The organism is Streptomyces xinghaiensis S187 (assembly GCF_000220705.2).
Classification (GTDB): domain Bacteria; phylum Actinomycetota; class Actinomycetes; order Streptomycetales; family Streptomycetaceae; genus Streptomyces; species Streptomyces xinghaiensis.
On the sequence record NZ_CP023202.1, the window covers coordinates 2,473,206 to 2,486,617 of the forward strand.

The window sequence follows — 13,412 nt, forward strand, 5'->3', positions numbered from 1 at the left end:
CCCCCTGTGACCACCGTCAGCAAGGAAGCGGCCGGGCCCGCCCCCGCCGGCCCGGGCACCGGCTCCGGGCCCTTCCTCTCCGTACGCGACCTCCATGTGCGCTTCTCCACCGAGGACGGCACCGTCCGGGCCGTGGACGGGCTGTCCTTCGCCCTGGAACGGGGCAGGACCCTCGGCATCGTCGGCGAGTCCGGCTCGGGCAAGTCCGTCACCAGCCTCGCCGTCCTGGGGCTGCACGACCCGCGCACCACCACCATCACCGGGGAGATCCTGCTCGACGGGCGGGAGCTGACCGGGGCGCCCGAGCGGACGCTGGAGAAGCTCCGCGGCAACAAGATGGCGATGATCTTCCAGGATCCGCTCACCGCGCTCTCGCCGTACTACACCATCGGCCGGCAGATCGCCGAGCCCTACCGCAAGCACACCGGTGCCTCGAAGCGGGAGGCCCGGGAGCGGGCGGTGGAGATGCTGGAGAAGGTCGGCATCCCCCGTCCCCGGCTGCGGGCCGACGACTACCCGCACCAGTTCTCCGGCGGGATGCGGCAGCGGGCGATGATCGCCATGGCGCTGGTCTGCGACCCGGACCTGCTGATCGCGGACGAACCGACCACCGCGCTCGACGTCACCGTGCAGGCCCAGATCCTGGACCTGCTCGGGGAGCTCCAGCAGGAGTTCGGCTCCGCGATCATCCTCATCACCCATGACCTGGGCGTCGTCGCCAACACCGCCGACGACATCCTGGTCATGTACGCGGGACGGGCCGTGGAGCGGGGCCCGGTCCGGGAGGTGCTGGGCGCGCCGCGGCACCCGTACACCTGGGGCCTGCTCCGCTCGATGCCGAGTCTCGTGTCCGACCCGGACGCGGCCCTGCACCCGATCCCGGGCACCCCGCCGAGCCTGCTGGCCCCGCCCGCCGGCTGCCCGTTCCATCCGCGCTGCGCCTTCCCGCCCGAGGTGCGGGGCGGGCCGGAGCGCTGTGCCCGGGAGCGGCCGGAGCTGCCCGAGGGGCGGGGCGCCGCCTGTCACCTGACGGCGGAGCGGAAGCGGGAGCTGTGGGCGGCCGGGGGCCTGCCGCCCCGGGAGGAGCGGGACGCGGAGACCGGGGCACCCGGGGTGCCCGGACAGGACCGGGGGGCGACCGGCCGATGAAGGACGACCGCACACCGCACGCGGCGCGTGCCACGGGGGAGCCCGCGGGAGGCGGACCGGCGGCCGGGGAGCCGCTGCTCACCGCCGAGGGCCTGGTCAAGCACTTCCCCGTCCTGGGCGGCTTTCCGTTCCGGCGGCAGGTCGGCGCCGTGCGGGCCGTGGACGGGGTCGATCTGACCGTCCGGGCGGGCGAGAGCTTCGGCCTCGTCGGGGAGTCCGGCTGCGGCAAGTCCACCACCGGCCGGCTGCTCACCCGGCTGCTGGAGCCGACGGCGGGGCGGATCACCTACCGCGGCCGGGACATCACCCACGCGAACCGCCGGCAGCTGGCCCCGGTCCGCTCCGAGATCCAGATGATCTTCCAGGACCCGTACTCCTCGCTCAACCCCCGGCAGACCGTCGGCACCATCGTCGGCGGCCCGATGGAGATCAACGGCATCGATCCGCCCGGCGGCCGGGAGCGGCGGGTGCGGGAGCTGCTGGAGACCGTCGGCCTCAACCCCGAGCACTACAACCGCTTCCCGCACGAGTTCTCCGGGGGGCAGCGGCAGCGCATCGGGGTGGCCCGCGCCCTCGGCCTGGAGCCCAGGCTGATCGTGGCCGACGAGCCGGTCTCGGCGCTGGACGTCTCCATCCAGGCGCAGGTGGTCAATCTGCTCCAGGACCTCCGGCGGGAGCTGGGCATCGCCTTCCTCTTCATCGCCCACGACCTCGCCGTGGTGCGGCACTTCTCGCAGCGGGTCGCCGTGATGTACCTGGGGAGGATCGTGGAGACCGGCGACCGAGAGTCGATCTACCGCAGGCCCCGGCACCCGTACACGCACGCGCTGCTGTCGGCGGTGCCGGAGATCGGGACGTACGGCGCCGGGGAGGCCGGGCACGGGGCCGGCGGGGAGGAGCGCCGCGAGCGCATCCGGCTCGCGGGCGACGTGCCCTCCCCGGTCGATCCGCCCTCGGGCTGCCGGTTCCGCACCCGCTGCTGGAAGGCGCGGGAGAAGTGCGCGACGGAGGTGCCGCCGCTGGCCCGGCTCGACGGCAACCGCGAGGGGCATCTGACGGCCTGCCACTTCCCGGAGGAGCCGTCCACCTCGGCCCGCACCGAGGACGTCGTCCTGGACCCGGCGCTGGCCGCGATCGAGGAGCGGGGGCCCGGGCCCGGGAAGCCGGTCTGACCGGCCGCGCCGCCGTCCGCCCCGCACGCCGTCCGCCCCTCGGCCGCCCCTCCGCTCTTCCGGCCCCTTCGCGCCCGCCCCGTCACCCGTCGCGCCCGCCGCCCGGCTCCGGGGTCTCCCCCGAACCGTACGGATCGCTGGGCCCGCCCTGCCGTACGTGCTGCGGCGCCGGCCGGGCCAGCGGCAGGGTCTCCGCGAAGTGGCAGGCCGAGGGGTGGGCGGCCGGCCCGGACCGGCCGCGGAACTCCTCCGGCACGGCCAGCGCCGGCACCTCCCGGGCGCACTTCTCCCGGGCCTTCCAGCAGCGGGTGCGGAAGCGGCAGCCGGACGGGGGGTCGGCCGGGGAGGGCACGTCCCCGTAGAGCAGGATCCGCTCGCGCTGCTCGCGTGCCGCCGGGTCCGGGACGGGGACGGCGGAGAGCAGCGCCTGGGTGTAGGGGTGGGTGGGGTGCTCGTAGATCTCCTCGTCGGTGCCGGTCTCGGCGAACCGGCCGAGGTACATCACCCCGACCCGGTCGGAGATGTGCCGCACCACCGACAGGTCGTGCGCGATGAAGATGTAGGAGAGGTCGAACTCGTCCTGCAGCTTCTCCATCAGGTTGATCACCTGCGCCTGGACGGAGACGTCCAGCGCCGACACCGGCTCGTCGGCCACGATGATCTCCGGGTTGAGGGCGAGGCCGCGGGCGATGCCGATGCGCTGCCGCTGGCCGCCGGAGAACTGGTGCGGATAGCGGTTGATGTACTCGGGGTTGAGCCCGACGACGTCCAGCAGGTCCTGCACCCGGCGCCGCCGGTCCCGCTTGGGGGCGACCTCGGGATGGATGTCGAACGGCTCACCGATGATGTCGCCCACCGTCATCCGCGGGTTGAGCGAGGTGTACGGGTCCTGGAACACCATCTGGATGTTCCGCCGCACCGCCTTCAGCGCCCGCCCGGACAGCTTGGTGACGTCCTCGCCCTTGTAGCGGATGGTGCCGGAGGTCGGCCGCTCCAGATGGACCAGCAGCTTCGCCACCGTCGACTTGCCGCAGCCGGACTCCCCCACGATGCCCAGCGTCTCGCCGCGCGCGAGGTCGAACGAGACGGTGTCCACGGCCCGTACCGCGCCGGTCTGCCGGCGGAAGACGATGCCGCGGGTCAGCGGGTACAGCTTCTGCAGATCGCGCACTTCGAGGATCGGCTCGGGCCGCGGCGGCCGGGGCGACTGCTCCGGCTCCGGCTCGCGCGGCGGCCCCACCTCAATGTGCTGGTGCATCGTTGAGTTCGTCCTTCCAGAAGTGGCAGGCGCTGGCGCGGCCGGGCAGCGGGGTGCCGTCGTTCTCCGCGACGGTGTAGAGGGGCGGCCGGTCGGTGACGCAGACGTGCCGCGCCCGGGGGCAGCGCGGATGGAACTCGCAGCCGGGCGGGATGCGCGTGAGGTTGGGCGGCAGGCCGCGGACGGCGTAGAGCCGCTGCCCCTTGCGGTCGAGCCGGGGGATGGAGTCGAGCAGGCCCTGGGTGTACGGGTGCGCGGGCCGCCGGTACAGCTCGTGCACGGGCGCGGTCTCCACGATCCGTCCCGCGTACATCACCGCGATCTTGTCGGCGACGTCCGCCACCACGCCCAGGTCGTGGGTGATCAGGATCAAACCCATCCGGTACTCGCGCTGGAGCTCGGCGAGCAGATCCATCACCTGGGCCTGGACGGTCACGTCCAGCGCCGTCGTCGGCTCGTCCGCGATGATCAGGTCCGGCTCCAGGGCCAGCGCCATCGCGATCATGATGCGCTGCCGCATCCCGCCGGAGAACTGGTGCGGATAGTCGTTCACCCGCTGCTTCGCCGCCGGGATGCGCACCCGGTCCATCAGCTCGACGGCCTTGGCCCGGGCCGTCTTCCGCGAGTCGCCCCGGTGCACCTGGAACATCTCACCGAGCTGGTAGCCCACCGAGAGCACCGGGTTGAGCGAGGACAGCGCGTCCTGGAAGATCATCGCCATCTCGGCGCCCCGGATCGCGCGGCGCTCCTCGCGGCCCGTCCGCAGCAGGTCGCGGCCCCGGAAGAGGATCTCCCCGCCGGTGATCCGCCCCGGCGGGGAGTCCAGGATGCCCATGACCGCCTGCGCGGTCACGGACTTGCCGGAGCCGGACTCGCCCAGCACGGCGAGCGTCTCCCCCGCGTCCACGTCGTAGGTCACGCCGTTGACGGCCTTGACGACGCCGTCCCGGGTGCGGAACTCCACCCGCAGGTCGCGGACGTCCAGCAGCGGGCCCTCCCCCTCCGGCGCGCCGCTCCGTCCCCGGGCGGGCTGTTCTCCGTCTGCGGTCGGCGTCGCGGTCGCGGGCATGATGGCGGCTCCTCAGCGCAGTTTGGGGTCGAGGGCGTCGCGCACCGCGTCGCCGAGCATGATGAACGCCAGCACCGTGACGCTCAGGGCGCCGGCCGGCCAGAGCAGCATGTGCGGGGCGTTGCGGATCTGGGAGGCGGCGTTGGAGATGTCGATGCCCCAGGAGACGGTCGGCGGGCGCAGCCCGACCCCGAGGAACGACAGCGTGGCCTCCAGCGCGATGTAGGTGCCGAGCGCGATGGTGGCCACCACGATCACCGGGGCGACGGCGTTGGGCGCGACATGGCGCAGCAGCATCCGGCGGTTGCTCGCGCCGAGCGCCCGGGCGGCCTGGACGTAGTCGTTCTCCTTGGCGGTGATCACCGCGCCGCGGGCGATACGGGCGATCTGCGGCCAGCCCAGCAGCACGATGAAGCCGACCACCGGCCACACCGTCGTACTGGTGACCACGGAGAGGAAGACCAGCCCGCCGAGGATCACCGGGATGCCGAAGAAGATGTCCGCGGCCCGGGAGAGCAGCGCGTCCGCCCAGCCGCCGAAGAAGCCGGCCAGCCCGCCGATGAGCCCGCCGAGCAGCGCCACACCGAGGGTGGCGCAGACGCCGACGGTGACGGAGGCGCGGGCGCCGTGCACGGTGCGGGCGTAGACGTCGCAGCCCTGGGTGTCGTAGCCGAACGGGTGGCCGGGCTCGCGGCCCTGCTGGGACTTGCCCAGGTCGCAGGAGAGCGGGTTGGTGGAGACGATCAGCTGCGGCCAGAGCGAGATCACCACCAGGAAGAGGATCAGCAGCGCGGAGACGATGAAGACGGGGTTGCGGCGCAGCTCCCGCCAGGCGTCGGACCAGAGGCTGCGCGGCTTGCCGGTGTCGCCGCCGTCGGGGCCGCGCCCGGGAGGGCGCTCCAGCGTCTCGGCCTCGCCCATGGCCAGGTCGGCGGAGCCCCCGGCTCCGGTGGGGGCGACGGCCTGCTTGGGGTCGTTGCCGTCAGGCATAGCGGATCCTCGGGTCGAGTACGGCGTACAGCAGGTCGACGATGAGGTTCGCCAGCAGGAAGACGATGACCAGGATCGTCACGAAACCGACGACCGTGGGGGAGTTGTTGCGCAGGATGCCCTGGTAGAGCTGGAAGCCGACGCCGTGGATGTTGAAGATCCGCTCGGTGACGATGGCCCCGCCCATGAGGGCGCCGATGTCCGTGCCGATGAAGGTGACCACCGGGATCAGCGAGTTCCGCAGCAGGTGCCGGACGATGACCCGGCGGCGCGGCAGGCCCTTGGCGATCGCGGTGCGGACGTAGTCGCCGCGGACGTTCTCCGCGATCGACGTGCGGGTGAGCCGGGTGACGTAGGCCAGCGAGACCAGCGCGAGCACCACACCGGGCAGCAGCAGTTCCTCGAAGGTCGCGTCGGTGGAGACGGACGGCCGGACGAGCCCCCACTTCACGCCGAAGAGGAACTGGAGCAGATAGCCGGTGACGAAGGTGGGGACGGAGATGACGATCAGGGTGAGGAAGAGCAGGCCGGTGTCCACGGACCGGCCGCGCCGCAGCCCGCTGACCACCCCGAGGACGATGCCGATGATCACCTCGATGACCACCGCCACCAGCGTCAGCCGCAGAGTCACCGGGAAGGCGGTGGACATCAGTTCCAGCACCGGCTGGCCGTTGAAGGCCGTGCCGAAGTCGCCGCGGAAGATCTGGCCCATGTAGTGCAGGTACTGCTTCCACAGCGGCTGGTCGAGGTAGAGCTCCGCGCGGATGCGCGCGGCGGTGGCGGGGTCGGGCGCGCGGTCGCCGAAGAGCGCCGCGACGGGGTCGCCGAGCGCGTACACCATGACGAAGATCAGGAAGGTGCTGCCGATGAACACGGGGATCATCTGGAGCAGCCGCCGGATCACATAGCGTCCCATGGGAGTGCTCCGGGGGTCGTGGTTCGCCGCCGCGGACGCCGGTGCCGGGGCCCGGCGGGGGCCCCGGCACCCGCTCCGTCCTCCGGTCCGGGGGTACGGGGCCGGCCCGGGCGGTACGGGACCGTCAGGCGACCGTGATCTGGTCGTAGACGGGGACGCTGAAGGGGTTGAGCTTCACGTCCGAGAGCCGGTCGGAGTAACCGGCGCTGCCGTTCTGGTACCAGAGCGGGATGGCGGGCATCTCCTCGACGAGCACCCTCTCGGCGTCCTGGAAGGTCTCGATGGCCTTCTGGGTGTCGCTCTCGGCGTTGGCCTCGTCGATGAGGCTGTCGAACTTCTCGTTGCTCCACTTGCCGTCGTTGGACGAGGCGTTGGTGTAGTAGAGCGGCTGGAGGAAGTTCTGGATCAGCGGGTAGTCCATCTGCCAGCCGGCCCGGAAGGGGCCCGTCATGCGCTGGTCGCCGATCTGGTTGCGGTAGTCCGCGAAGGTGCCGACCGGGTTGACGGTGCAGGCGCTGTCCCGGCCGAGGGCGTTGTTGATGCTGTTGCAGACGGCGTCGAGCCATTCGCGGTGGGAGCCGGTGTCGACATTGGAGGTGAGGGTGATCTTCCCGCCGGGGAGGCCGCCGGCGTCCTCGATCATCTTCTTCGCCTCGTCCGGGTCGTACTCGCAGGCCTGGCCGCACAGACCCTTCTCGTAGCCGCCCTCCTCACCGAGGACGGGCGAGGTCCAGTCACTGGCGGGGGTGCGGGTGTTGCTGAAGATCTGCTCGGTGATCTGCTCGCGGTTGATGGCCCGGGAAATGCCCTTGCGCAGCTGCTCCTTCCCCTCCCCCCACGCCTCCTCGTAGAAAGGGAAGGCGAGGGTCTGGATGATCCCGGCCGGCTGGTTGATGTAGCGGTCGCCGAGGTCGTTCTCGACGTTCTTCAGCTGGGCGGCGGGGATGTCGTCGGCGAGGTCGAGGTTGCCGGCGAGGAGGTCGGTGTAGGCGGCGTTGTTGTCGGTGTAGACCTTGAGGTCGACGCCGCCGTTCTGCGCCTCGTCCGGGCCGGGGTAGTCCTCCCACTTCCGCAGCTTCATCGCGGAGCCCTTGGTGTACGACTCGACCTGGTAGGGGCCGTTGCCGACGGGCTTCCTCACCCAGGCGTCGTGGTCCTCGAAGAAGGCCCGGGGCAGCGGGGCGAAGGCGTTGTAGCCGAGGGTGTCGGGCCAGGTGGAGAACTTCTGGCTGAGCTCGACGGTGAAGGTGCGGTCGTCCTCGACCTTCAGTCCGGAGAGCGTCTCGGCCGTCGGATCGCCCTCCTCCGGGTGGACCGCGTCGTACCCCTCGATGTACTCGAAGAAGTAGGCGTTCTTCTGCGCGTTGCGGACGTCGGCGCCGTAGTTCCAGGCGTCCACGAACGATTTGGCCGTGACCTTCTCGCCGTTGCTGAACGTCCAGCCGTCCTTGATCTTGACGGTGAAGTTCTGCGAGTCGTCGGTGGTGATGCTCTCGGCGAGCATGTCCTTGGCCTCGCCGGTCTCCGGGTCGTACCGCTTGAGCCCCCGGAAGATCATGTCGAGGACCTTGCCGCCCTGGACCTCGTTGGTGTTCGCCGGCTCCAGCGGGTTCTGCGGGTCGCCCCAGGAGGAGCTGAGTACGCCGTTCCCGTCCCCTCCCCCGCTCCCGCCGCCGTCGTCGTCCCCGCCGCAGGCGGTCGCCGCCAGTGCGACGGCGATCGCGCAGGCGGCCCATCTGGCGTGCAGGGATCGGCGCATGAGGTGCCTCCTCGGTCGGGAACGGACGCCCGATCCCATCCGAACCCGGCCCGCCCGCCCCCGCACCCCGGCCTGAGCCATCCGCGCGGGCGGCGGCCGGGGAGTCACCCGCCTGCGGGAGCGGGCGTCCGGGGGACCTCTGGGTGCACCCGGCCGGTATTCAACGGTATTCTCGCCGTATGGCTGACACCACCATCAAGATCACCGATGACGTCCGCGACCGCCTGCGCATACTGGCCGAGGAGCGCGGCACCAGTGTGCGCAGCCTGGTGGAGCGGATGGCCACGGAGACGCCCACCGAGGCGGAGCGCGCCGAGCGCACCGCCCGGGGCCTGGCCTACATCCGTGCGAACCTCTGCCCGGACCTCACCGAGGACGACGTGCGCCGGGCCCAGCAGTGGCGTGCCGACATCGCGGCCGGCCGCCTCGGGAGCCGCAGGTGATCATCCTTGACCACACGGCGGTGCTCGCGCTCTGCCGCGGGCACCGCTTCCTCTCCGGCCTGGCGGTCGTGGAGGCCGGTGACCCCGCCCAGCGGGCCCAGGTGCCCGCCCTGTGCCTGGTCGCGGCCAGTCTCGAACTCCCGGGCGCCGCCGCCCACCTGGGAGCCCTCCCGGGCCTGGAGTTCCTCCCCCTCGACTTCGCCGCGACCGCCGCCGTGGAGCAGGCCGCCGGCGCCGGGCTGGACTGGCGCCACGCCCACGCCGTCTACGCCGCCGTCTCCGACCCGGCGGGCGGCCAGGTGCTGAGCGGCGCCCCGGAGGCGTACGACGGAACCGGCGTGTGGGTGGTGGACATCGGCAAGCCGTGACCATGTGAACGGCCCCGGCCCCGGGTTGATGTCCGGGGCCGGGGCCGGGTCCGTCCCGCCTCGCGTCGGGCGCGGGGCGGGGAGCGGCGGGCGTTACGCGTGGACGACGTCCTTCTCCTCCGCGAAGTGGCAGGCCGACTCGTGGGCCACCGGGCCGTCGGAGCCCCGGAAGTGCTCCGGGACCGCCAGCAGCGGCTCCTCCTCGGCGCACTTGTCCTGGGCCTTCCAGCAGCGGGTGCGGAAGCGGCAGCCGGACGGCGGGTTCGCCGGGGACGGGACGTCGCCGGTCAGCAGGATCCGCTCACGGCCCTCGCGCAGCTCCGGGTCCGGGACGGGGACGGCGGAGAGCAGCGCCTGGGTGTAGGGGTGCGTCGGGTGGTCGTAGATCTCCTCGTCGGTGCCGATCTCGGCCATCTTGCCGAGGTACATGACCCCGACCCGGTCGGAGATGTGGCGGACGATGGAGAGGTCGTGCGCGATGAAGATGTAGGAGAGGTTGAACTCGTCCTGCAGCTTCTCCATCAGGTTGATCACCTGCGCCTGGACGGAGACGTCCAGCGCCGAGACCGGCTCGTCGCAGATGATGACCTCGGGGTTGAGGGCGAGGCCGCGGGCGATGCCGATGCGCTGCCGCTGTCCGCCGGAGAACTGGTGCGGATAGCGGTTGATGTACTCGGGGTTGAGCCCGACGACGTCCAGCAGGTCCTGCACCCGGCGCCGCCGGTCGCCCTTGGGGGCGACCTCGGGGTGGATCTCGAAGGGCTCACCGATGATGTCGCCCACCGTCATCCGCGGGTTGAGCGAGGTGTACGGGTCCTGGAACACCATCTGGATGTTGCGGCGGACGGCCTTCAGGGCCCGCCCGGACAGCTTGGTGATGTCCTGGCCCTTGTAGAAGACCTCGCCGGCGGTGGCGTGCTCCAGCGTCATCAGCAGCTTGGCCACGGTGGACTTGCCGCAGCCGGACTCGCCCACGATGCCCAGGGTCTCGCCCTGGTGCAGATCGAAGGAGATGCCGTCGACGGCCTTGACCGCGCCGATCTTCCGCTTGAGGAGGATGCCCTGGGTCAGCGGGAAGTGCTTGACCAGGTTGCGCACCTGCAGGATCGGCTCGCCGCGCTCGACCGGCGCCTCGATGGCCGCCACGGCCTCCGCCGCCTCGTCGGCCGCCCGGGCCGCGTCGATGTCGGCCGCGGTCTTCTCGGCCCGGGCCGCGGCCTCCGTCTTCGCGTCGTTCTTCGCGACCTCGGAAACGTTCCCGGCCTCGTCCTTTTTGCTGATCTCAGCCATGGATCGTCTCCTCCCAGAAGTGGCAAGCGCTGACGCGGCCGTCGAGTTCCGTACCGTCCCGCTCGGTGACCTGGTACAGCGGCGGGATGTCGGTGCGGCAGACGTCCTGCGCCCTGGGGCAGCGCGGGTTGAAGGCGCAGCCCGGCGGGATGCGGGTCAGGTTGGGCGGCAGGCCCTTGATCGCGTAGAGCTCCTGGCCCTTCTGGTCCAGCCGCGGGATGGAGTCGAGCAGGCCACGGGTGTACGGGTGCGCGGGCCGCTTGTAGAGCTCGTGGACGGGGGCGGTCTCCACGATCCGGCCCGCGTACATCACGGCGATCTTGTCGGCGACGTCCGCGACCACGCCCAGGTCGTGCGTGATCAGGATGAGGCCCATGTGGAACTCGCGCTGGAGCTCGGCGAGCAGGTCCATCACCTGGGCCTGGACGGTCACGTCCAGCGCCGTCGTCGGCTCGTCCGCGATGATCAGGTCCGGCTCCAGGGCCAGCGCCATCGCGATCATGATGCGCTGCCGCATACCGCCGGAGAACTGGTGCGGATAGTCGTTCACCCGCTGCCGGGCGGCGGGGATCTTCACCCGCTCCATCAGCTCCACGGCCTTGGCCTTGGCGGCCTTCCGGGACAGGCCCTGGTGGACGCGGTACATCTCGCCCAGCTGGAAGCCGACGGAGAAGACCGGGTTGAGCGAGGACAGCGCGTCCTGGAAGATCATCGCCATCTTGGCGCCGCGGATCTTCCGGCGTTCCTCGGCGGACATCTTGAGCATGTCCTGGCCGCGGAAGAGGATCTCGCCCTTGGGGATGCGTCCGGGCGGCATGTCGAGGATGCCCATGACCGCCTGCGCGGTCACGGACTTGCCGGAGCCGGACTCGCCGAGCACGGCGAGGGTCTCACCGGCGGCCACGGAGTAGTTGACGCCGTTGACGGCCTTGGCCACGCCGTCGCGGGTGTGGAACTCCACGTGCAGATCGCGGACTTCGAGCAGCGGGGCGGCGTCCGCCCCGCCCGGGGGCTTGGGCTCGGCTGAGGTCTTCTCGATGGTGGTCACGTACGCCTCCCTCAGCGCAGCTTGGGGTCGAGGGCGTTGCGGACCGCATCGCCGAGCATGATGAACGCCAGCACCGTGACCGACACCATGACGGCCGGGGCCAGCAGAGCGTGCGGCGCATTACGTAGCTGGACGGCCCCATCGGAGACGTCCATGCCCCATGAGACCGTGGGCGGCGAAATGCCGATGCCCAGGAAGGACAGACTGGCCTCGGCCGCGATGTAGCCGCCGAGCGCAATGGTGGCGACGACGATGACCGGAGCGACGGCGTTGGGTAGCACGTGCCGCAGCAGAATCCTGCCAGTTCCGGCTCCAAGAGCTTTCGCGGCCTGGACGTAGTCCGACTGTTTGGTCGTGATCACCGAGCCGCGGGTGACACGGGCGATCTGGGTCCAGCCGAGGAAGGCCAGAGCCAGCGAGACGATCCAGACGGTGCGGACGTCGAAGACGTTGAGCACGACCATCGCGCCGAGCAGGAACGGCAGTCCGGCGAACACGTCGAGGATCCGGGAGAGGATGCTGTCGATCCAGCCGCCGAAGTATCCGGCGATCATACCGAGCAGGCCGCCGAAGAGGGTGACCAGCAGCGTCACGGCGATACCGACGGTTACGGAGGCGCGAGCGCCGTGGACCACCCGCGCGTAAATGCTGCGTCCCTGGTGGTCGTAGCCGAGCCACTCGGGTGAGAAGAAGTGTGTCAGCTGGGGCGCCTGGAGGAAGTGGTTCGCCAGGTCACCACGTCGCGGTGATGCGCTGGTGAAAAGGGTCGGCCAGGCGGCCATCACCAGCAGCAGGACAATCAGCACGGCAGAGATCACGAAGAGCGGGTTGCGCCGCAAGTCGTGCCAGGCGTCGGACCACAGACTCCGCGGCTTGCCGACCGGACCGCCCTCACCGTTGCCCGTGCCGGGGGTGTCGGCAGTCTTGTCCAGGTCCGCCGGGGTCGCCGGCGCAGGGACGGTGGCTTGAGTGACGTCAGACATAACGGATCCTCGGGTCCAGGACCGCGTAAAGCAGGTCGACGATCAGGCTGATGGTGAGGTAGAGGATGACGAGCAGGGTGACGACACCCACCACCGTCGATCCCTCACGGCGGAGCAGTGCCTCGTAGACGAGGTTACCGACACCCTGGACGTTGAAGATGCCCTCCGTGATGACCGCTCCACCGAGCAGCGCGCCGAGGTCGGTACCGAGGAAGGTGACCACTGGGATCAGGGAGTTGCGCATCAGATGCACTCCGATAACTCTGCGGCGCGGCAAACCCTTGGCGATGGCGGTGCGGATGTAGTCGGACCGTAGGTTCTCCACGACGGAGGTGCGGGTCAGCCGGACCACGTAGGCCAGGGAGAGCGAACCGAGCACGATCGCCGGCATCAGCAGATCGCCGAGGGCCTCCGAGTCCTGCACCGTGGGCGTCAGCAGCTGAAACTTGAAGGCAAGCCAGAACTGCGCGGTGTAGCCCAGGACGAAGGAGGGGACGGAGATCAGCAGCAGGGTGAAGATCAGCATGCCGCGGTCCAGCAGCCGGTCCGCCCAGAGCCCGGCCACGATACCGAGCGAGATGCCGACGAGGACCGTAAAGGTGAAGGCGAACAGGGTCAGCCGGATGGTGATCGGGAGCGCGTCGGCGATGACCTCGGACACCGGTCGCTGGCTGGCGATCTGGGTGCCGAAGTCACCCTGGAACAGCCCTCCGATGTAGTTCAGATACTGCTGCCACAGAGGCAGATCAAGGCCGAGGTCCTTCTTCAACGCCGCGATCTGTGCCGGGTCGACGGACTGCTCGCCCCAGAGGGCCCGCACGGGATCGCCGGGCAGGCTGTACATCATGAGGAAGATCAGCAGGGTTGACCCGAGGAAAACCGGTATCGCCTGGAGCAGTCGCCGCACGACATAGCGCCCCATGTTGCCTCCATTGAGATACGGACGGCCCCAAGGGGCCGCTCCACT

Annotated in this window: 13 protein-coding genes; 4 read left to right on the plus strand and 9 right to left on the minus strand. The window is 70.7% G+C overall.

Going from position 1 to position 13,412, the window contains the following annotated elements:
• The first annotated feature begins 6 nt into the window (after positions 1-6).
• Together SXIN_RS10390 and SXIN_RS10395 are read left to right on the plus strand one after the other, a co-directional pair.
• The gene (locus tag SXIN_RS10390; RefSeq protein WP_095756904.1) at positions 7-1,149 is read left to right on the plus strand and encodes an ABC transporter ATP-binding protein; all 1,143 of its coding nucleotides are present in this window, start codon (positions 7-9) and stop codon (positions 1,147-1,149) included.
• Positions 1,146-2,321, plus strand: a complete 1,176-nt coding sequence (locus SXIN_RS10395) for an ABC transporter ATP-binding protein (RefSeq protein WP_019706249.1) — start codon at positions 1,146-1,148, stop codon at positions 2,319-2,321. The genes SXIN_RS10390 and SXIN_RS10395 overlap by 4 nt, the downstream gene beginning before the upstream one ends.
• Before the next feature lie 82 nt (positions 2,322-2,403).
• On the opposite strand, the gene SXIN_RS10400 is transcribed toward SXIN_RS10395, so the two are convergent.
• The 5 genes from SXIN_RS10400 to SXIN_RS10420 form a co-directional block, all read right to left on the minus strand.
• Positions 2,404-3,579, minus strand: coding sequence for an ABC transporter ATP-binding protein (locus SXIN_RS10400; protein ID WP_019710210.1), 1,176 nt, complete (start codon positions 3,577-3,579; stop codon positions 2,404-2,406).
• A complete protein-coding gene (locus SXIN_RS10405) occupies positions 3,563-4,648 on the minus strand; it encodes an ABC transporter ATP-binding protein (protein WP_019710211.1) in 1,086 nt (361 codons plus the stop codon). The genes SXIN_RS10400 and SXIN_RS10405 overlap by 17 nt, the downstream gene beginning before the upstream one ends.
• 12 nt (positions 4,649-4,660) lie before the next feature.
• Positions 4,661-5,638 (minus strand): ABC transporter permease, encoded by a 978-nt coding sequence (locus SXIN_RS10410; protein WP_019710212.1) that lies wholly within the window; start codon positions 5,636-5,638, stop codon positions 4,661-4,663.
• Positions 5,631-6,554, minus strand: coding sequence for an ABC transporter permease (locus SXIN_RS10415; RefSeq protein WP_019710213.1), 924 nt, complete (start codon positions 6,552-6,554; stop codon positions 5,631-5,633). The genes SXIN_RS10410 and SXIN_RS10415 overlap by 8 nt, the downstream gene beginning before the upstream one ends.
• A 124-nt stretch (positions 6,555-6,678) precedes the next feature.
• The gene (locus SXIN_RS10420; protein ID WP_019710214.1) at positions 6,679-8,313 is read right to left on the minus strand and encodes a peptide ABC transporter substrate-binding protein; all 1,635 of its coding nucleotides are present in this window, start codon (positions 8,311-8,313) and stop codon (positions 6,679-6,681) included.
• 179 nt (positions 8,314-8,492) lie between these two features.
• On the opposite strand from SXIN_RS10420, the gene SXIN_RS10425 reads away from it, so the two are divergent.
• Both SXIN_RS10425 and SXIN_RS10430 read left to right on the plus strand, forming a co-directional pair.
• On the plus strand, positions 8,493-8,756 hold the full coding sequence (locus SXIN_RS10425; RefSeq protein ID WP_019710215.1) for a hypothetical protein: 264 nt from the start codon (positions 8,493-8,495) through the stop codon (positions 8,754-8,756).
• Positions 8,753-9,124: a PIN domain-containing protein gene (locus tag SXIN_RS10430; RefSeq protein WP_019710216.1), complete on the plus strand. Its 372-nt coding sequence runs from the start codon at positions 8,753-8,755 to the stop codon at positions 9,122-9,124. Before SXIN_RS10425 ends, SXIN_RS10430 begins: the two co-directional genes overlap by 4 nt.
• Before the next feature lie 93 nt (positions 9,125-9,217).
• Here SXIN_RS10430 and SXIN_RS10435 read toward each other — a convergent pair whose 3' ends face one another.
• Genes SXIN_RS10435 through SXIN_RS10450 form a run of 4 tightly spaced genes read right to left on the minus strand, consistent with a single transcriptional unit; the run spans position 9,218 to position 13,367 of the window.
• Positions 9,218-10,414, minus strand: coding sequence for an ABC transporter ATP-binding protein (locus tag SXIN_RS10435; RefSeq protein WP_019710217.1), 1,197 nt, complete (start codon positions 10,412-10,414; stop codon positions 9,218-9,220).
• Positions 10,407-11,462: an ABC transporter ATP-binding protein gene (locus tag SXIN_RS10440; protein WP_019710218.1), complete on the minus strand. Its 1,056-nt coding sequence runs from the start codon at positions 11,460-11,462 to the stop codon at positions 10,407-10,409. The genes SXIN_RS10435 and SXIN_RS10440 overlap by 8 nt, the downstream gene beginning before the upstream one ends.
• An 11-nt stretch (positions 11,463-11,473) precedes the next feature.
• On the minus strand, positions 11,474-12,445 hold the full coding sequence (locus SXIN_RS10445) for an ABC transporter permease (RefSeq protein WP_019710219.1): 972 nt from the start codon (positions 12,443-12,445) through the stop codon (positions 11,474-11,476).
• Complete coding sequence (locus SXIN_RS10450) at positions 12,438-13,367, minus strand: ABC transporter permease (protein WP_019710220.1); 930 nt, start codon at positions 13,365-13,367, stop codon at positions 12,438-12,440. The genes SXIN_RS10445 and SXIN_RS10450 overlap by 8 nt, the downstream gene beginning before the upstream one ends.
• Positions 13,368-13,412 lie beyond the last annotated feature (45 nt).

What these genes read in the sequence shown, in the direction of transcription:
- SXIN_RS10395 (WP_019706249.1), top strand. Translation starts at nt 1,146, where the DNA reads ATGAAGGACGACCGCACACCGCACGCGGCGCGTGCCACGGGGGAGCCC.
- SXIN_RS10400 (WP_019710210.1), bottom strand. Translation starts at nt 3,579, where the DNA reads ATGCACCAGCACATTGAGGTGGGGCCGCCGCGCGAGCCGGAGCCGGAG.
- SXIN_RS10405 (WP_019710211.1), bottom strand. Translation starts at nt 4,648, where the DNA reads ATGCCCGCGACCGCGACGCCGACCGCAGACGGAGAACAGCCCGCCCGG.
- SXIN_RS10410 (WP_019710212.1), bottom strand. Translation starts at nt 5,638, where the DNA reads ATGCCTGACGGCAACGACCCCAAGCAGGCCGTCGCCCCCACCGGAGCC.
- SXIN_RS10415 (WP_019710213.1), bottom strand. Translation starts at nt 6,554, where the DNA reads ATGGGACGCTATGTGATCCGGCGGCTGCTCCAGATGATCCCCGTGTTC.
- SXIN_RS10420 (WP_019710214.1), bottom strand. Translation starts at nt 8,313, where the DNA reads ATGCGCCGATCCCTGCACGCCAGATGGGCCGCCTGCGCGATCGCCGTC.
- SXIN_RS10425 (WP_019710215.1), top strand. Translation starts at nt 8,493, where the DNA reads ATGGCTGACACCACCATCAAGATCACCGATGACGTCCGCGACCGCCTG.
- SXIN_RS10435 (WP_019710217.1), bottom strand. Translation starts at nt 10,414, where the DNA reads ATGGCTGAGATCAGCAAAAAGGACGAGGCCGGGAACGTTTCCGAGGTC.
- SXIN_RS10445 (WP_019710219.1), bottom strand. Translation starts at nt 12,445, where the DNA reads ATGTCTGACGTCACTCAAGCCACCGTCCCTGCGCCGGCGACCCCGGCG.
- SXIN_RS10450 (WP_019710220.1), bottom strand. Translation starts at nt 13,367, where the DNA reads ATGGGGCGCTATGTCGTGCGGCGACTGCTCCAGGCGATACCGGTTTTC.